Raw genomic sequence first — 16,612 nt, 5'->3', positions numbered from 1 at the left:
GTGGTCGTGGTCAGCGTGGCCGCCCTCGGCGTGGCCGCCCTCGGCGTGGCCATCTTTTGCTTGGCCGCCTTCGGGGCCGGCTGTCCTGCACCGCCCGTCGCGCTTCGGCCGCGATTCGGCGGTGCTTCGGCCGCGCGTCGCGAGATCTTGGACACTTTCCGTTCGCGCGGAACTGTTCGCGCGGAACGGAAAGTGTCCAAGATCTGCGGACCATCACCGGCCGAACCACGCCATCGGTCGCGGAATCGACCCGGCGGCGCGACATGCCCGGCGGCGCGACATGCCCGGCGGCGCGGCTTGCTCGGCGGCGCGGCTTCCTCGGCGGCGATCGGCGGGCGGTGGTCGGTGCCGACAGCAGTGCGGCTTCGTCCGCGGTTCTACAGGCACTCGCCGCACCGGGTCACCGCCGTACGGCGCGGGACCTGACCTGCCCCGGTTGGTCGACCCGCCACCGGTGCGCCCGCCCCGGCGACTAGCGTGGATCACGCCCGTGGCGTTGCCACGGGGTGGGGAAACAGCGGAGGTACACGTGCTGCGGTTCGGATTGTTCGGCACCGGTCACTGGGCGATCGAGACGCACGGGAAGGCGTTGCACGCCCATCCGGACGCCGAGTTGGTCGGGGTGTGGGGGCGTAACCCGGAGCGTGCCTCCGCGCTCGCCGAGCGGTACGGGGTGCCGGCGTACGGCGACGTCGACGCCCTGATCGAGCAGTGCGAAGCGGTCGCCGTCGCGCTGCCACCGGACGTCCAGGCCGACATCGCGGTCCGGGCTGCCTCCGCCGGGCGGCACCTGCTGCTGGACAAGCCGTTGGCGCTGAGCGTGGCCGACGCCGACCGGGTCGTGGCCGCCGCAGAGGAGTCCGGGGTCGCCTCGGTCGTCTTCTTCACCCAGCGGTTCCAGCCGAACGTGACAGCCTTCCTCGCCGCCACCGCCGCCGTCGGGGGTTGGCAGCACGGTCGGACGACCGCGTTCGCCTCGATCTTCCAGGACGGCAGCCCGTACGGCGGTTCGTTGTGGCGCCGCGAGCACGGTGCGCTCTGGGACATCGCCCCGCACGCGCTGTCCATCCTCCTGCCGGTGCTGGGCCGGGTGACCCAGGTGGCGGCGATGGACGGGCCGAGCGGAATGGTGCACCTGCTGCTCACCCACGAGGGCGGTGCCACGAGCAGCGCGTCGCTCTCCCTGGACGCCCCGACGGAGTCGATGGCTCGGGAGTTCGTCTTCTACGGCGAGAACGGCATCGAGAACGTCCCGTTCGGCGAGAACGACGCCGCCACGGCGTTCGGCGTCGCGATCGACCAGCTCGTCGAGCAGGTGCGGACCGGCACCCGCGACCACCGCTGCGACGTGCGCTTCGGCCGCGAGGTCGTCGGCATCCTCGCCGCCGCCGAAACCGCCCGCACCGAATCCCGCACAGTCCTGCTCCCCTAAACCCCCACCCCACCCCACCCTCGACCCCACCCCACCCCACCCCACCCGTCAGACCCGGTGATCATGGAGTTATTGCCACGACACGCCGCGCCGGACGGCAATAACCTCATGATCACCGGGGCCGGCGGGGCCGGCGGGGCCGGCGGGGCCGGCGGGGCCGGCGGGCTGGGTGGGCGCGTGGCCGGTAGGCGGGTGGTGGGCGGTGGGCGGGCGGTGGGCGGGCGGTGGGGCGAAAGGGGGGTGGGTGGTTAGGAGAGTGTGGTTAGGGCGGCGGCTAGCTCGTCGGGTGAGGCGAACTGTTCAGGTGGCAACGCCTGCAACATCTGCAACATTGCCGTACTGGCCCCGTTCTCCTGTCCCCAGCGGACCAGGTCCTCCCGGGAGACCGGGTAGTCGAGTCCGGCCAGGTACTCCTGCAACTGCACGCCGGTGACGGTCATGTCGGCCGGCTACCCGCTCGCGGTGGGCGTACACCGTCGGGGCTGGCACGCACGGCGGCCCGGCCGGCGGTCGGCGTGTCGGCCCTCGACGCGCCCACGGTTTGTCCCATCGGCCGCCGGGTAGCCGCTGGCATGCTGGTTCAGCGGCTCGGCGCGCCGAGCGACTTCGACCCGTTGCTGGAACGCGTGCGAGACGCCCGGGTGGTGATGATCGGCGAGTCCACCCACGGCACCTACGACTACTACCGGTTGCGGGAGCAGCTCACCCGTCGGTTGATCGCGGAGTGCGGCTTCTCCTTCGTCGCGGTGGAGGGCGACTGGCCGGACTGTGACCGGGTGCACCGCTCGGTGACCGCCGCGCCGGGTGGCGCCCTCGAACCGCAGCTCGCCCTGGAGCAGTTCGAGCGGTGGCCGACCTGGATGTGGGCCAACGCCGAGGTGGCCCGGTTCGCCACCTGGTTGCGGGCCTGGAACGTGGAGCGGCCGGAGGATCGACGCGCCGGATTCCACGGGCTCGACGTGTACAGCCTCTGGGAGTCGATGCAGGCGATCTTCGACTACCTGGGGGAGGAGGACCCGACGTCGCTGGAGGCGGCGCAGGACGCGTACCGCTGCTTCGAGCCGTACGGCAAGCGGGTCGAGGAGTACGGCGCGGCCAGTCGGTTCGTCTCCGCCCGCTGTGAGGAGGAGGTGGTCCGGCTGCTGGCCCGTACCCGTGAGCACGCCCTCTCCGACGGCCCGGACCGCTTCTCGGCCTGGCAGAACGCGGAGGTGGTGGCCGGTGCGGAGCGGTACTACCGGGCGATGGTGGCCGGCGGGCCGGACTCGTGGAACATCCGAGACACCCACATGCAGGACACCCTGGACCGGCTGCTGGACCGGTACGGCCCGGACGCCCGGGGCATCGTCTGGGCGCACAACACGCACGTCGGGGATGCGCGGGCCACCGACATGGCTGCCGACGGGATGGTCAACATTGGTCAGTTGGCCCGGGAACGGCACGGCGACGATGCCGTGGCGCTGGTCGGCTTCGGCAGCTACCGGGGCACGGTGATCGCCGCTCCCCGGTGGGGTTCGCCCCCGGAGCCGATGGTGGTGCCGCCGGCCCGGGAGGGGTCGGTCGAGCGGCGGCTGCACGAGCTGATGCCGGACCGGGCTGTGCTGATCTTCGGCGGGGACGACCAACCGGGCTGGGTGACCGACACCGTGGACCACCGGGCGATCGGCGTCGTCTACGACCCGTCCTTCGAGTCGTGGGGCAACTACGTGCCGACCAGGCTGGGCGACCGCTACGACGCCTTCATCTGGTGCGACGACACCACAGCCCTGCACCCACTGCCGGTGCCGGCGGCACCCGGCGAGATGGAGACGTACCCGGCGGGCGTCTGACAACGGTGCCCGATCGCGTCGATCATGGAGTTGTGGTGCGCGACGAAGGCCTCGGATCGGGGCACGACGGGCACCACAACTCCATGGTCGACCGGGTGGGGTTGGGGGCGGGGTTAGACCCGGGCTGGGGTTTTTTCCTCCAGGTGGGTGCGGAGGCCTTCGCCTTCTATGTCGACGTTCGGGAGGGCGCGGTTGAGCCACTTCGGCAGCCACCAGGCGCGGTCACCGAGGAGCGACATCACCGCGGGGACGATTGTCATCCGGACCACGAACGCGTCGATGGCGACGCCGACCGCGAGCGCGAAGCCCATCGACTTGATCACCGGGTCCTCCAGGAAGACGAAGCCCCCGAAGACCGACATCATGATCAGCGCGGCGGCGGTGACCACCCGGGCGCCGTGCCCCATGCCGCTGATGGTGGCCTGTCGGGCGGACTTGCCGTGGACGAAGTCCTCCCGCATCCGGGACACCAGGAACACCTCGTAGTCCATGGCGAGCCCGAACAGGATGCCGATGAGCAGGATCGGCAGGAAGCTGATCAGCGGGCCGGGCGTGTCCAGTCCGACGAGGTCGGCGAGGTGCCCCTGCTGGAAGACCGCCACCGTGATGCCGAACGTGGCGGCCACGGTGAGCAGGAAGCCCAGCGCCGCCTTGATCGGCACCAGCAACGAGCGGAACACGAGCATCAGCAGCAGCACCGAGAGCCCGACCACGAGCAGCAGGTAGATCGGTAGCGCGTCGGAGAGCTTCTCGGAGACGTCGATGCCGATGGCGGTGACGCCGGTGAGCAGGACGTCCGCGTCCCGGATACCGCTCACCGAGCGGCGGATGTCGTGCACCAGGGTTTCGGTGGCCTCGTCGGTCGGGCCGGTCTTCGGCACCACGCCGAGCAGCGCGGTCCGGCCGTCCGGGCTGAGCTGGGGCGGCGCCACCGCGAGGACGTTCTCGGTGCGCTGCAACAGGGCTGTCACCTGCGGCACGGCGGCCGAGGTGGCCTGCGGGCTGTCACCGGCGATCACCACCGCGAGGCGGCCGGTGAAACCCGCGCCGAAACCCTCGACGGTCAGGTCGTTCGCCACCCGGGCGGGTGAGCCGACGGCGGCCGTCGCGGCGCCCGGCAGGGCCAGCCGCATGTCCGGCGTGGGCAGCGCGAGCAGCCCCAGGCCGAGCAGACCGACCAGGATGACAGGTACGCGGAACCGCGTGATCAGTCGCGCCCAGCGGAACCCGAACCGGGACTCGTCCTCGGCGGGGGCGGTCTGGGCGGCCGGCCGGTCGAGGTGGCCCGAGTGGTCGACGGCCGCGCCGGGGTCGGCGGTCGTGTCGTCGGTGACCGCTGCCCGCAGCCGGCGGGGGAGTACCCGGCGACCGGCGAAGCCGAGCAGCGCCGGCTGGAGGGTGATCGCGACGAGCACCGCGACGGTGACCGTGCCGGCGGCGGCGAGACCCATCACGGTGAGGAAGGGGATGTTCACCACGGCCAGTCCGGCCAGCGCGATGACCACCGTCGCGCCCGCGAAGACCACCGCGGACCCGGCGGTGCCGACCGCTCGGCCGACCGCCTCCTCCGGGGACAGGCCGTCGAGCAGGTTCTGCCGGTGCCGCGAGGTGATGAACAGCGAGTAGTCGATGCCGACGGCGAGGCCGAGCATCAGCGCCAGGATCGGCGCGGTGCTCGTCAACTCGATGACGCCGCTGAGCGCGAACAGGCCGGCCATGCCGACGCCCACGCCGATCAGCGCGTTGAGCATCGTCATTCCGGCGGCAACCAGGGAGCCGAACGTGATGATCAGGACGATCGCGGCGACCAGGACGCCGAGCGCCTCGGTGGAGCCGATCTCCGGCTCACCACCCAGCACCTCGCCACCGGGGGCCACCTGCCAACCCTTCGCCTCGGCGGCGGCGCCGACCTCCTCGTACGCGGTGCGCTGCTCGTCGGTCACGTCGTCGCCGCCGCTGGCGAACTGGACCTGGACCAGCGCGTACCGGCCGTTGGGCGAGACCGCGCCGACCTGGAGCGGGTTGACCGCGCCGACCACGCCGGGCAGGGCCGAGGCCTCCTGGACCAGCTCCTGCACCACGGCCTGGCCCTCGGGGGTGGCCAGTTGGCCGTCGGCGGGCGCCTTGACCGCGATGGTGCCGGTCGCGCCACTGGCCGCGGGGAACTGCTCCGCGAGCAGGTCGAGCGCGCGCTGGCTCTCGGTGCCGGGCATCGTGAAGTTGCTCGCCGTCGGACCGCGCAGGGTCGCCGCGGCCAGGCCGGCGACGACGAGTACGACGAGCCAGAGCGCGACGACGAGCCGTCGCCGGCGCAACGCGCCCCGGCCGAGCCGGTAGAGCAGGGTGGCCATCAGGAGTCCTTGTCCTCGGTCGTGGGTGGTTGGGGCAGGGGTGCGTCGACGGGTTCGACGGCCCGCCGGACGAGGGTGAGCAGGGCGGAGCGCAGGTCGTCGTCGGGGATGTCGCTGAACTCGCCGCACGCCTCGGAGATGCCGGCGAGCAGCACCAGCGCGGCGATCCGGGCGCCCGGCTTGTCGGAGTGGCCGGCCAACGCGTCGCGCAGTCGGTCGGAGATCTGCTGGATGTGCGCGAAGGCGGGCTGGCACAGCAGTTCCGGGAACTCGCCGCGCAGCACCGCGATCTCCCGCCGGAACCGGACCGCGAGGTCGACGAAGCCCTTCGCGGCGACCTCCTGCGCGGCCGAACCGGTCTGGCCGGTGAGTCGGTCGTCGAGGTCGCGCAGCACGCCGATCGCCGGGGCCATCAGCTCGGCGAGCAGGGCTTCCTTGTTGGCGAAGTGGTAGAGCACGGTGGCCTTGGAGCAGCCGACCTCGCGGGCGATGTCCTGCAGGGAAGTGCCCCGGTAGCCGCTCACCGTGAACTGCCGAGCCGCCGCGGCGAGGATCTCGCCGTGCGTGTCGGACACCGCTCTGATCATGGTCGGTCCACCTCCCGCAAACCAGCATGCCTGACCGATCGGTCAGACCCTGACCGATCGGTCAGAGGAAGGCGGTGGCGTTCACCACACCTCGGCCGGGTTTCATCAGGCGTGTTCGGCGTCGTACCTGGTCCGCGCCTCGGCGATGGCGCGGCGGTGCCGTTCGGCCCAGGCGGTCAGTGCCACGAGCGACTCGTACAGCTCCAGGGCCATCGGGGTGGCGGTGTACTCGACCTTTGGCGGAACTGTCGGATAGACCGTGCGGCGCAGCAGGCCGTCACGTTCCAGGTTGCGCAGCGTCAGGGTGAGCATCCGGCGGCTGATCCCCTCGATGTGCCGCTCCAGCTCGGTGAAGCGCACCGGCCCGTTCGAGGCGGCCACCAGGATGCCGATGCTCCACTTGCCGCCGACCCGGTCGAGCACCTGGCGGACGGTGCACGCCCGAGCCTGCCCCGGTGCGAACGGCACGTTCTCGGCCGTGCAGGTCAGCTCGGTGGCCAGCGCGGACACATCGCTGTTCCTCTGGGACATCAGAGTGCCTCCTTCCGCTCCGGTTCATGGTCACAGACGATGACCTCGGTAACAAACCGTGCACCAAGGAGGAGTTTTCATGGACCGCGTCGTTCCGTCGCGCTGGCCGGCGCTGCTCGTGCTCTGCGCCGGCAGCCTGATGATCATCCTGGACGGCACGGTCGTGGCGGTGGCGTTGCCCGCCGTACAACGCGATCTGAGCTTCACCGCCGCAGGCCTGGCGTGGGTGGTCAACGCGTACCTGGTCGCGTTCGGCGGGCTGCTGCTGCTCGCCGGCCGGCTCGGCGACCTGCTCGGCCGGCGGGGGGTCTTCCTGGCCGGTGTCGCGTTGTTCACCCTGGCCTCGCTGGCCTGCGCGGTCGCCACCGGCCCGACGCTGCTGGTCGCCGCGCGCTTCGGCCAGGGCGTCGGCGGGGCATTGGCCATGGCGGTCAGCCTCGGCATGATCGTCCGGCTCTATCCCGAACCCGCCGAACGGGCCCGCGCGATCGCCGTGTTCAGCTTCACCGGCGCGGCCGGCGCGTCGGTCGGCACCGTCGCCGGTGGCGTGCTCACCGAGGTGGCCGGGTGGCGGGCGATCTTCCTGGTCAACCTCCCGATCGGGGCGGCCATCCTGCTCACGGCCGTCCGCCGGCTCCCCGCCGAACGGGGCATCGGCCTGCGGGCTGGCCTGGACCTGCCCGGCGCGCTGCTCGTCACCGCCGGGCTGATGGCCGCCGTGCTGGGCATCGTGGGGACCGGCGAACACGGCTGGACCAGCCCGCGGACCCTCGGCGCGGTCGCCCTCGCGGCGCTGCTGCTCGGCGCGTTCGTGCTCCGCCAACGGGCGGCGGCGACCCCGCTGGTGCCGGGCCGGGTGCTGCGCGTTCCGGGTCTGGTGGCGGCGAACGCCGTGCAGTTCCTCATGGTCTGCGCGTACTTCGGCTTCCAGTTCCTGCTCGCCGTGGAGTTGCAACTGGTGCTCGGACTGGACGCCGCCGCGACCGGTTGGGCCTTCCTGCCCACCCCGGTGGTGATCGCGGTGGTGTCACTCGGGCTGGCCGGTCGGTTGATCGCCCGCTGGGGCGCACGGACCGTGCTGGTGGCCGGGCTCGGCCTGGCCACCGTCGGCTTCCTGCTGCTCGCCCGGCTGCCCGCCGACGGGGCCTACGTCGTCCACGTACTCCCGGCGATGCTGATCTTCGGAGTGGCCGGCGGTCTGACCCTGCCGGCCGTCACGACCCTGGCCATGGCCGGCGCGACCGACGCGGACGCCGGGCTCGCGTCCGGCCTGGCCAACACCACCCAGCAGGTCGGTGGGGCGGTCGGCCTGGCCGCGCTTGCCACCCTGGCCGCCGCCCGCGCCGACGGACTACGGGCCGCCGGCTGGGCCGAGACGGCCGCCTTGGCCGCCGGCTACCGGACCGCGTTCGCCGTGGCCGCCGCCCTGGTGGTCGCCGCGCTGCTGGTAGCGGTGACGACACTGCCCCGACGCCCCGCCGGGCTCGGACCGGACGCCGATCCGTCGGGGCCGGCCACGCTGGGGGCCGGAACCGATCCGTTCCCGAGCGCCGCGTCCGGTTGACCGACGGCACCCGGGCCGCGAAGGTGGTCGGGTGAGCGAGGCTGACGAGACCCGGGACGGCGTGGCCCTGACAAACCTGGACCAGCCGCTGTCCGACCGCGACGACGCGACAAAGCGAGACCTGGTCGACTACCTCGACGCCGTCAGTGGGCGGATCCTTCCGCAGCTCCGGGACCGCCCGCTGTCGGTGATCCGGGTCCGCCCCGGCCAGCCGCCCTTCATGCAGAAGAACCTGCCCCGCTACACCCCGGACTGGGTCCGCCGGGTGCCGGTCTGGGCGGAGGCGTCACACCGGGAGATCTCGTACGCCCTCTGCGACGACCGCCGCACCCTGCTCTGGTTCGCCAACCAGCGGGCGGTGGAGTACCACCCGACACTTGCCACCACGGCGGATCCGCACCGCCCGACGCACCTGGTGCTCGACCTCGACCCGCCGGAGGGCGACGGCTTCCGGGCGGCCGTCGCCGCGGCCCTGCTGGTCCGGCAGGCGCTCGCCGACGCCGGCCTGGCCGGTGCGGTCAAGACCAGTGGTGCCAAGGGCGTGCACGTGTTCGTCCCGGTGGCCGGCGACCCCACGGCGGAGGAGTTGGCCGCGGCCACCCGGGCGCTCGCCGTGCGCGCCGAGCGGCTCGACCCGGCGCTGGCCACCACCGCGTACATCAAGGAGGACCGGGGTGGTCGGGTCTTCGTGGACGCCACCCGCGCGGGTGGCGCGACGGTGGTGGCCACGTACAGCCCCCGACTGCGCCCCGGGATGCCGGTCTCCTTCCCGGTCGACTGGGCCGACCTGACCGAGGTGACCCCCGCCGACTTCACCATCCGGACCGCGCCGGCACTGCTCGGCGACGGTGATCCGTGGGCCGCGCTGATGCCGGCCCCGCAGGCGCTCCCCGCCGACCTGGTCGCCGAGGGCCGGATGATCCCGGTGGCCCGGGTGCAGGCCATGCACGAGGGAAAGCGTCGGGCTCGCGCCCGCCGCGAGGCCGGCTGACCAGGATCGCCGGCCCCCACCCGCGCCCGGCGGACGGCCCGTTGTCGGTGGGTTGTGGCACGATTTCCCAGGTGAGCAGCAAACCCGACGCGACCCAGCGACTGGGCGACCTCGCGCGGCTGCGCCGGGTCCGCGACCGGATCGACAGGGAGTACGCGCAGCCCCTGGACGTCGAGGCGCTCGCCCGGGGCGCGCACATGTCGGCGGGGCACCTCAGCCGCGAGTTCCGGCTCGCCTACGGCGAATCTCCGTACAGCTATCTCATGACGCGGCGCATCGAGCGCGCGATGGCGTTGCTGCGTCGTGGCGACCTCAGCGTCACCGATGTCTGTTTCGCGGTCGGCTGTTCGTCGTTGGGCACCTTCAGCACCCGCTTCACCGAGCTGGTCGGTGTGCCGCCGAGCGTCTACCGGCGGCAGGCGGCACAGGCGACGGCGGGGCTGCCGTCGTGCGTGGTGAAGCAGGTGACCAGACCGGTCAGGAATCGAGAAGCGCGGGTCACCGTGCCGCAACTAGCGTGACCAGCATGGACATCACCATTCACTCGAGCTTCCTGCCGCACACCGACCCGGACGCCTCCCTGGCCTTCTACCGCGACATCCTCGGTTTCGAGGTCCGCCTCGACGTCGGCTACGAGGGGATGCGCTGGATCACCGTCGGGCCCCCCGGCCAGCCCAGCACGGCCATCGTCCTGCACCCGCCGGCCGCCAACCCGGGCATCACCGACGACGAGCGGCAGACCATCCTCGAACTTGTGGCGAAGGGCAGCTACTTCGGCGTCAACCTGGCCACCACCGACCTCGACGCCACCTTCGCCAAGCTGGAGGCCACCGACGCCGAGGTCGTCCAGGAGCCGACCGAGCAGCCGTACGGCGTGCGGGACTGCGCCTTCCGCGATCCCGCCGGCAATCTGATCCGCATCCAGGAAGCGCGCTGACCCGTCCGACCCCGGACAGATGGAGACCTGATGAGCACGGCCACCCCGCCGTCCACGCCGCACGTCGCGGACAGCCACGATCTGATCCGTGTGCAGGGCGCGCGCGTCAACAACCTCCGGGACGTCAGCGTCGAGATCCCGAAGCGCCGGCTGACCGTGTTCACAGGTGTCTCCGGCTCCGGCAAGAGCTCGTTGGTGTTCGGCACCATCGCCGCCGAGTCGCAGCGGATGATCAACGAGACCTACAGCGCGTTCCTGCAGGGCTTCATGCCGACGCTGGCGCGGCCCGAGGTCGACCTGCTGGACGGCCTGACCACGGCGATCATCGTGGACCAGGAGCGGATGGGCGCCAACTCCCGGTCCACCGTCGGCACCGCCACCGACGCCAACGCGATGCTGCGCATCCTGTTCAGCCGCCTCGGGCAGCCGCACATCGGCTCGCCAAACGCGTACTCCTTCAACGTCCCCTCGGTGAAGGCCAGCGGTGCGATCACCGTCGACCGTGGCGTGGGCAAGACGAAGACCGAGAAGGCGACCTTCACCCGGCTCGGCGGGATGTGCCCGCGCTGCGAGGGCATGGGGTCGATCAACGACATCGACCTGTCGGCGCTGTACGACGACAGCCTCTCGCTCAACGAGGGTGCGATCACGATCCCGGGCTACAGCATGGAGGGCTGGTACGGCCGGATCTTCCGCGGCTGCGGCTACTTCGACCCGGACAAGCCGATCGGCAAGTTCACCAACCGGGAGCAGCACGACCTGCTCCACCGGGAGCCCACCAAGATCAAGATCGACGGGATCAACCTGACGTACTCGGGTCTGATCCCGTCGATCCAGAAGTCCTTCCTGGCCAAGGACATCGACGCCTTGCAGCCGCACATCCGCGCCTTCGTGGAGCGGGCGGTGACCTTCACGACCTGTCCCGAGTGCGCCGGCACCCGCCTCAGCAAGGAGGCCCGGTCGTCGAAGATCAGGGGAAAGAACATCGCCGACGCCTGCGCGATGCAGATCAGTGACCTCGCCGCCTGGGTCCGGGGGATCGAGGAGCCGTCGGTGGCCCCGTTGCTGGCGGGGCTGCAACACCTCCTCGACTCGTTCGAGGAGATCGGCCTGGGTTACCTCTCGCTCGACCGGCCGTCGGGCACCCTCTCCGGCGGCGAGGCCCAGCGCACCAAGATGATCCGCCACCTCGGCTCGTCGCTCACCGACGTTACGTACGTCTTCGACGAGCCGACGATCGGGCTGCACCCGCACGACATCCAGCGGATGAACAAGCTGCTGCTCCAACTGCGCGACAAGGGCAACACCGTCCTGGTCGTGGAGCACAAGCCGGAGGCCATCGCCATCGCCGACCACGTCGTCGACCTCGGTCCCGGCGCCGGCACGGACGGCGGCACCGTCTGCTACGAGGGCACCCTGGACGGCCTGCGCGCCAGCGGCACCAGCACCGGCCGCCACCTCGACGACCGGGCCGCCGTCAAGGAGACGGTACGCACGCCCACCGGCACACTGGAGATCCGCGGCGCGACGGCCAACAACCTCCAGGACGTCGACGTCGACGTGCCGCTCGGGGTGCTCGTCGTCGTCACCGGCGTCGCCGGCTCCGGCAAGAGTTCGCTCGTGCGTTCCTCGATCCCCGCCGGCGCCGGCGTGGTCTCGATCGACCAGGGCGCGATCCGTGGCTCGCGGCGCAGCAACCCGGCCACGTACACCGGGTTGCTCGACCCGATCCGCAAGGCGTTCGCGAAGGCCAACGGCGTGAAGCCGGCGCTGTTCAGCGCCAACTCCGAGGGCGCCTGCCCGAGCTGCAACGGAGCCGGCGTCATCTACACCGACCTCGGGATGATGGCCGGCGTCGCCGCACCCTGCGAGGACTGCGAGGGCAAGCGGTTCCAGGCCTCGGTGCTGGAATACCGCTTCGGCGGACGCGACATCAGCGAGGTGCTCGCGATGTCGGTGACCGAGGCCGAGAAGTTCTTCGGCACCGGCGAGGCACGTACGCCTGCCGCGCACGCCATCCTCGACCGGCTCGCCGACGTCGGGCTCGGCTACCTCAGCCTGGGCCAGCCGCTCACCACCCTGTCCGGCGGCGAGCGGCAGCGCCTCAAGCTGGCCACCCACATGGCTGAGAAGGGCGGCGTCTACGTCCTCGACGAGCCGACCACCGGCCTGCACCTGGCCGACGTCGAGCAACTGCTCGGCCTGCTCGACCGCCTCGTCGACGCCGGCAAGTCGGTGATCGTCATCGAGCACCACCAGGCGGTCATGGCGCACGCCGACTGGATCATCGACCTCGGTCCCGGGGCCGGCCACGACGGTGGTCGGATCGTCTTCGAGGGCACCCCCGCCGACCTCGTCGCCGGTCGCGCCACCCTCACCGGTGAGCACCTGGCGGCGTACGTCGGCAGCTGACTTCGTCCGGACGTCACGCCACCGGCGGCCGGACTCGTCGTGCCGTTGTCGTGGCGAGGATTCCGCAGGTGGCGGTGAGCAGGCCGAGGCCGACCGTGCCCGGGTTGACGTACCCGGGCACGGTCGAGGTGACGTAGGCGCCCCCACCGCTCAGGTGGCACTCGAAGCGCAGCGGTAGGTAGCTGACGTCGTACCCGTCGACCTGGCTTGCCCGCTGCGGCCCGGCCTCGCGGCAGGGTGCGATCGGGAACGAGCCGGCTCCACCGTCCTCCGCCTGCAGCACCGCGTAGCCGAGGTGGAGCAGGCCCCAGGCATACACGCCGACCGTGGCCGCACCGGCGAGGAGCGCCGCCGCCCGGAGCCGTTCGTTGTTCCGGAACACCGCGCGGAGCCCGCGAACGGTGAGGACCGTCGCGATGGCGGCCCCGGCCAGCGCGGCGAGCAGCAACCCGAGAAACAGCATGACGCCATTGTTGATCATTTACGTCCGCAGGGCGTCGCTGGGTGCGGGTGGCGGCGGCGCACCCGGGCTTGACCTCCGTAAGCTAATGCTGATAGCTTTTGGCTAACGCGGTTAGCCGACGCGCTAACGGGCCACCTGGAGGTAGTCATGACTGAGTTCTTGAACGTCGACGGCGGGACCATCGCCTACGAGGTGACCGGCGCCACCGGCCCGCTGGTGGTGCTTGCCCACGGCATGGGTGACAGCCGCGAGGCCTACCGGTTCCTCGCTCCCGCACTGGTGCAGGCCGGCTACCGGGTCGCCGCGATGGACCTGCGCGGCCACGGGGAGTCCAGCGTCGGGTGGACCTCCTACACCCGCACCGCCCTCGCCGGTGACCTGATCGCCCTGGTCAAGCACCTCGGCGGGCCGGCCGTGCTCATCGGGCACTCCATCGCCGGCGGCGCGGCCACGATCGCCGGGGCGTTGGCCCCGGAGCTGATCACCGCACTTGTCGAACTCGCGCCCTTCACCCGCAAGCAGCAGGTCAAGCTCGGCGACATGCGCGTGGCGGCCTACCGTCGCGGCGCGACCGCCCTGATGGGAACGACGATCCTCGGCAGCACCAAGCAGTGGTCCAGGTACCTCGACCTCGCCTACCCCGGCACCAAGCCCGTGGACTGGGACTCCCGCCTGGGGCAGATCATCTCGATGCTGCGGGAGCCGGGCCGGATGAAGGTCCTGCAGAAGATGGGCACCATCTCTCCCGTCGACGCCGGCGAGCAGCTCGGCAACGTCACCTGCCCGACGCTGATCGTGCAGGGCGCCCTCGACCCCGACTGGGTCTCACCGCGGGCCGAGGGCGAGGCGATCGTCGCCGACCTGCCGAGCGGACTGGGTCGGTTGGCGATGATCGACGGCGCCGGTCACTACCCGCACGTCCAGTACCCCGAGCAGACCCTCGCCGTGGTCCTGCCCTTCCTGGCCGGCGTCCGTGCCTAGGGCGGGCCTGGACCCGGCCACGGTCGTCGCGGCCGGCGCCGCGCTCGCCGACGAGGTCGGCTTCGCCGAGCTGACCATGGCCCGGCTGGCCGAACGGGTCGGGGTGCGCACCCCGTCGCTGTACAAGCACATCGCCAGCCAGGACGACCTCAACCGACGCATCGCTGCCCTCGCCATCGCCGAGGCCGCCGACGCGATCGGCGCGGCCACCCAGGGCCGCTCCGGGCGGGACGCGCTGGCCGCCGCCGCCCGTGCGCTCCGCGACTTCGTGGTCGCACACCCAGGCCGGTACGCGGCCACCATCGGCATCGCCCCCACCGGTCCGGACGACCCCATCGTGATCGCGGAAAGGCGAGGGCTCGGACCCTTCGAGGCGGTCCTACGGGGATACGACATCGCCCCGCAGGACACGACCCACGCCCTGCGAGCGTTGCGCAGCATCTTCCACGGCTTCGCCACCCTGCAGGCCACCAACGGATTCCAGTGGTCCACCGACATCGACGAAAGCTTCGAGTGGCTCATCGCCTTCGTCGACCGCGGACTGCGCTCCACCTCGGCCGCCGGTCCCACGCCGGCGCCCGGCCTTCCTGATCAGCGGTAGGTCGTTGTCCGGCCGTTCGCCGGTCACGTCGCAGTGGTGCACAGACGGCACACCGTCTGCGTGATCGCCGCCTCCACCGTGTCGGCCGGGCCGGGAAACGTGAGCTGGTGGAAGATGAGACCGTCCAGGTAGTCGAGGATCGCCGCGCATTCGCTCTCCGGGTCGGTGGAGCCGATCGCGCGCAGCCACTCCGTGCCCCACGTCCGGACGGAGAGGGCCGCCTCGGCAAGTCGCCCCTGTAGTTCCGGGCGCAGCGCCGCCTCGACGAACAGGCCATATCGGGCGATGGTCAGGGCGCGCTCCGGGCCGAGCGCACGGTGCACGTACGCGGCGAGCGCAGCCGCCAACTCGACCGCGGTGGTGGGGCGGACGAAGCCCGCGATCGCCTGCCAGGTGGCGCGGTCACGGTCGGCGAATCGATCGGCCACGGCGCTGATCAGCATGTCGCGGGTCTTGAAGTAGTTCGCCGTGGAACCGGTTGGCACCGCGGCGGCGGCGTCGACCGCGCGATGTGTCAACGCCCGTACGCCGTGGCGTCCGAGGATGCCGATGGCGGCATCGAGCAGGGTTTCTTCGCGGGATGGCACGGCCTCACCCTATTCGATCCACAACATCCGTAGTCTCAAAACAACAGGTGTTGTAGCGTGGGGAGATGGAGAGACGTGCGGTGATCATCGGCGGGGGCATCGGTGGGCTGACGGCGGCGATCGCGCTGCGGCGCGCGGGCTGGACGATCACCGTCCGGGAGCGGGACAGGGAGTTGCCGAGCACGGGCACGGCGCTCGGCATGTGGCCCGTGGCGCTGCGCGCGCTGGACGCGATCGGCGTCGGCGACCTGGTCCGCCAGGCCGGGCGACGACAGCAGGCCGGCGTCTTCCTGCGTCCGGACGGCTCCCGCATCGCGACGATCGACGTAAAACGGCTGCACCGGCGCACCGGCGACCATGTCTACCTGTTGTCCCGGCCGGGACTGCTCGCCATCCTGCACGACACGGCGATGGAAGCGGGGGTGGAGCTGCGGACCGGCGATCCGGTGGACGACGTCACCGAGGTGGGCGATGTCGAGCTGGTCGTGGTGGCCGACGGCGTGTTCAGCCAGGCCCGCGAAAAGGTGTTCGGCCCGGCGTATCGAGCACGATTCTCCGGCAGCACGGCGTGGCGCGGCGTGGTGGAGGACATGCCCACCGACATGTTCGTGGAAATGTGGGGCCGGGGCCTCAAGTTCGGTGTGACACCGCAGGAGGGCGGTCGCACCAACTGGTACGCGTCGGCGGCGGCACCGGAGGGCCGGTTCCGCCCGGGCGAGGAGCTCGCCGAACTGCGGAGCATGTTCGGCCGTTGGGTGCCGCCGGTGCGTACCGTCCTGGACGCGATCGACGAACCCGCGGTGCTGCGCCACGACGTGTACGTGACGCCGCCGCTGCCGTCCTTCACGCGCGGCACGGTGGCTTTCCTCGGCGACGCCGCCCACGCCATGACACCCGACCTGGGGCGCGGCGCGTGCGAGGCGATGATCGACGCGGTGGCGCTGGCCTCCCACCTGCGCGAGACGCCCACTGTCGAGCAGGCCCTGCACGAATACGATCGCCGGCGTCGGCCGGCCACCCAGAGGCTGGCCCGCATGGCTGGCCTGGCCGCACGGATGACCCACCTGCGGTACGCGATACCGGTCCGCGACCAACTCCTGCGCGCGAGCATGGTGGCCGGCCCGCCCGGCGCGTAGGCGCCAACGACAACCGGTGCTCGGCAGCCGCGGTCGGAACACATAGCTAAGGCCTCTGACCGGGATTTACCTGGTCAGAGGCCTTTTGGTGCAATCAGAGATTTCTTGGCAAGTGTGCCCCCGGCAGGATTCGAACCTGCGCCCCCGCCTCCGGAGGGCGGTGCTCTATCCCCTGAGCTACGGGGGCTCAGCGACTGGAGAAGACTAGCA

General features: G+C 71.5%; 16 protein-coding genes and 1 tRNA gene. 10 read left to right on the top strand and 7 right to left on the bottom strand.

The annotated features are described in order from the left end of the window. The first annotated feature begins 529 nt into the window (after nt 1-529). A complete protein-coding gene (locus ACPXBU_RS17285) occupies nt 530-1,432 on the top strand; it encodes a Gfo/Idh/MocA family protein (RefSeq protein WP_393375690.1) in 903 nt (300 codons plus the stop codon). Between the two features lie 248 nt (nt 1,433-1,680). Here the strand turns inward: ACPXBU_RS17285 and ACPXBU_RS17280 are convergent, their stop codons facing one another. Beyond that, nucleotides 1,681-1,872: a DUF2795 domain-containing protein gene (locus ACPXBU_RS17280; protein WP_357246473.1), complete on the bottom strand. Its 192-nt coding sequence runs from the start codon at nt 1,870-1,872 to the stop codon at nt 1,681-1,683. Nucleotides 1,873-2,004: 132 nt separating this feature from the next. On the opposite strand from ACPXBU_RS17280, the gene ACPXBU_RS17275 reads away from it, so the two are divergent. After that, nucleotides 2,005-3,261 carry an erythromycin esterase family protein gene (locus tag ACPXBU_RS17275; RefSeq protein ID WP_425758817.1) on the top strand — a complete coding sequence of 419 codons (1,257 nt, stop codon included), beginning with the start codon at nt 2,005-2,007 and terminating at the stop codon, nt 3,259-3,261. 113 nt (nt 3,262-3,374) lie between these two features. On the opposite strand, the gene ACPXBU_RS17270 is transcribed toward ACPXBU_RS17275, so the two are convergent. From ACPXBU_RS17270 to ACPXBU_RS17260, 3 genes are all read right to left on the bottom strand, one after another. Continuing rightward, entirely contained in the window at nt 3,375-5,612 is a 2,238-nt protein-coding gene (locus ACPXBU_RS17270) for an MMPL family transporter (protein WP_425758816.1), read from the bottom strand. Continuing rightward, nucleotides 5,612-6,199 carry a TetR/AcrR family transcriptional regulator gene (locus ACPXBU_RS17265; RefSeq protein ID WP_393375698.1) on the bottom strand — a complete coding sequence of 196 codons (588 nt, stop codon included), beginning with the start codon at nt 6,197-6,199 and terminating at the stop codon, nt 5,612-5,614. The genes ACPXBU_RS17270 and ACPXBU_RS17265 overlap by 1 nt, the downstream gene beginning before the upstream one ends. A gap of 105 nt (nt 6,200-6,304) precedes the next feature. After that, entirely contained in the window at nt 6,305-6,733 is a 429-nt protein-coding gene (locus ACPXBU_RS17260; RefSeq protein ID WP_425759017.1) for a winged helix-turn-helix transcriptional regulator, read from the bottom strand. Between the two features lie 76 nt (nt 6,734-6,809). Between ACPXBU_RS17260 and ACPXBU_RS17255 the strand changes: the two genes are divergently transcribed. The 5 genes from ACPXBU_RS17255 (at nt 6,810) to ACPXBU_RS17235 (ending at nt 12,634) form a co-directional block, all read left to right on the top strand. After that, nucleotides 6,810-8,294: an MFS transporter gene (locus ACPXBU_RS17255; RefSeq protein ID WP_425758815.1), complete on the top strand. Its 1,485-nt coding sequence runs from the start codon at nt 6,810-6,812 to the stop codon at nt 8,292-8,294. A 31-nt stretch (nt 8,295-8,325) separates the two neighbouring features. Continuing rightward, complete coding sequence (locus tag ACPXBU_RS17250) at nt 8,326-9,285, top strand: DNA polymerase domain-containing protein (RefSeq protein ID WP_425758814.1); 960 nt, start codon at nt 8,326-8,328, stop codon at nt 9,283-9,285. A gap of 71 nt (nt 9,286-9,356) precedes the next feature. Next, nucleotides 9,357-9,806 (top strand): helix-turn-helix transcriptional regulator, encoded by a 450-nt coding sequence (locus ACPXBU_RS17245; RefSeq protein ID WP_393375704.1) that lies wholly within the window; start codon nt 9,357-9,359, stop codon nt 9,804-9,806. 5 nt (nt 9,807-9,811) lie between these two features. Next, the gene (locus ACPXBU_RS17240) at nt 9,812-10,222 is read left to right on the top strand and encodes a VOC family protein (protein ID WP_393375706.1); all 411 of its coding nucleotides are present in this window, start codon (nt 9,812-9,814) and stop codon (nt 10,220-10,222) included. 30 nt (nt 10,223-10,252) lie between these two features. Continuing rightward, complete coding sequence (locus ACPXBU_RS17235) at nt 10,253-12,634, top strand: ATP-binding cassette domain-containing protein (RefSeq protein ID WP_425758813.1); 2,382 nt, start codon at nt 10,253-10,255, stop codon at nt 12,632-12,634. 13 nt (nt 12,635-12,647) lie between these two features. Here ACPXBU_RS17235 and ACPXBU_RS17230 read toward each other — a convergent pair whose 3' ends face one another. Continuing rightward, nucleotides 12,648-13,097 carry a hypothetical protein gene (locus ACPXBU_RS17230; protein WP_425758812.1) on the bottom strand — a complete coding sequence of 150 codons (450 nt, stop codon included), beginning with the start codon at nt 13,095-13,097 and terminating at the stop codon, nt 12,648-12,650. Between the two features lie 147 nt (nt 13,098-13,244). On the opposite strand from ACPXBU_RS17230, the gene ACPXBU_RS17225 reads away from it, so the two are divergent. Continuing rightward, nucleotides 13,245-14,078, top strand: a complete 834-nt coding sequence (locus tag ACPXBU_RS17225; RefSeq protein ID WP_425758811.1) for an alpha/beta fold hydrolase — start codon at nt 13,245-13,247, stop codon at nt 14,076-14,078. Beyond that, the gene (locus ACPXBU_RS17220; RefSeq protein WP_425758810.1) at nt 14,071-14,679 is read left to right on the top strand and encodes a TetR/AcrR family transcriptional regulator; all 609 of its coding nucleotides are present in this window, start codon (nt 14,071-14,073) and stop codon (nt 14,677-14,679) included. Before ACPXBU_RS17225 ends, ACPXBU_RS17220 begins: the two co-directional genes overlap by 8 nt. 23 nt (nt 14,680-14,702) lie before the next feature. Here ACPXBU_RS17220 and ACPXBU_RS17215 read toward each other — a convergent pair whose 3' ends face one another. Next, entirely contained in the window at nt 14,703-15,266 is a 564-nt protein-coding gene (locus ACPXBU_RS17215) for a TetR/AcrR family transcriptional regulator (RefSeq protein WP_425758809.1), read from the bottom strand. A gap of 65 nt (nt 15,267-15,331) precedes the next feature. On the opposite strand from ACPXBU_RS17215, the gene ACPXBU_RS17210 reads away from it, so the two are divergent. Beyond that, a complete protein-coding gene (locus ACPXBU_RS17210; protein WP_425758808.1) occupies nt 15,332-16,402 on the top strand; it encodes an FAD-dependent oxidoreductase in 1,071 nt (356 codons plus the stop codon). 115 nt (nt 16,403-16,517) lie between these two features. Here ACPXBU_RS17210 and ACPXBU_RS17205 read toward each other — a convergent pair. Beyond that, nucleotides 16,518-16,589, bottom strand: a tRNA-Arg gene (locus ACPXBU_RS17205). Between the last annotated feature and the right edge of the window lie 23 nt (nt 16,590-16,612).

Origin of the sequence: Micromonospora sp. DT231 (assembly GCF_049847025.1) — a bacterium.
Classification (GTDB): Bacteria; Actinomycetota; Actinomycetes; order Mycobacteriales; family Micromonosporaceae; genus Micromonospora.
This window is presented reverse-complemented; position numbering and strand designations above follow the sequence as displayed.

Excerpts from the sequence above, each read along its gene's own strand:
- ACPXBU_RS17280 (WP_357246473.1), bottom strand. The coding sequence starts at position 1,872 with ATGACCGTCACCGGCGTGCAGTTGCAGGAGTACCTGGCCGGACTCGAC.
- ACPXBU_RS17275 (WP_425758817.1), top strand. The coding sequence starts at position 2,005 with ATGCTGGTTCAGCGGCTCGGCGCGCCGAGCGACTTCGACCCGTTGCTG.
- ACPXBU_RS17270 (WP_425758816.1), bottom strand. The coding sequence starts at position 5,612 with ATGGCCACCCTGCTCTACCGGCTCGGCCGGGGCGCGTTGCGCCGGCGA.
- ACPXBU_RS17265 (WP_393375698.1), bottom strand. The coding sequence starts at position 6,199 with ATGATCAGAGCGGTGTCCGACACGCACGGCGAGATCCTCGCCGCGGCG.
- ACPXBU_RS17255 (WP_425758815.1), top strand. The coding sequence starts at position 6,810 with ATGGACCGCGTCGTTCCGTCGCGCTGGCCGGCGCTGCTCGTGCTCTGC.
- ACPXBU_RS17240 (WP_393375706.1), top strand. The coding sequence starts at position 9,812 with ATGGACATCACCATTCACTCGAGCTTCCTGCCGCACACCGACCCGGAC.
- ACPXBU_RS17235 (WP_425758813.1), top strand. The coding sequence starts at position 10,253 with ATGAGCACGGCCACCCCGCCGTCCACGCCGCACGTCGCGGACAGCCAC.
- ACPXBU_RS17230 (WP_425758812.1), bottom strand. The coding sequence starts at position 13,097 with ATGCTGTTTCTCGGGTTGCTGCTCGCCGCGCTGGCCGGGGCCGCCATC.
- ACPXBU_RS17225 (WP_425758811.1), top strand. The coding sequence starts at position 13,245 with ATGACTGAGTTCTTGAACGTCGACGGCGGGACCATCGCCTACGAGGTG.
- ACPXBU_RS17210 (WP_425758808.1), top strand. The coding sequence starts at position 15,332 with ATGGAGAGACGTGCGGTGATCATCGGCGGGGGCATCGGTGGGCTGACG.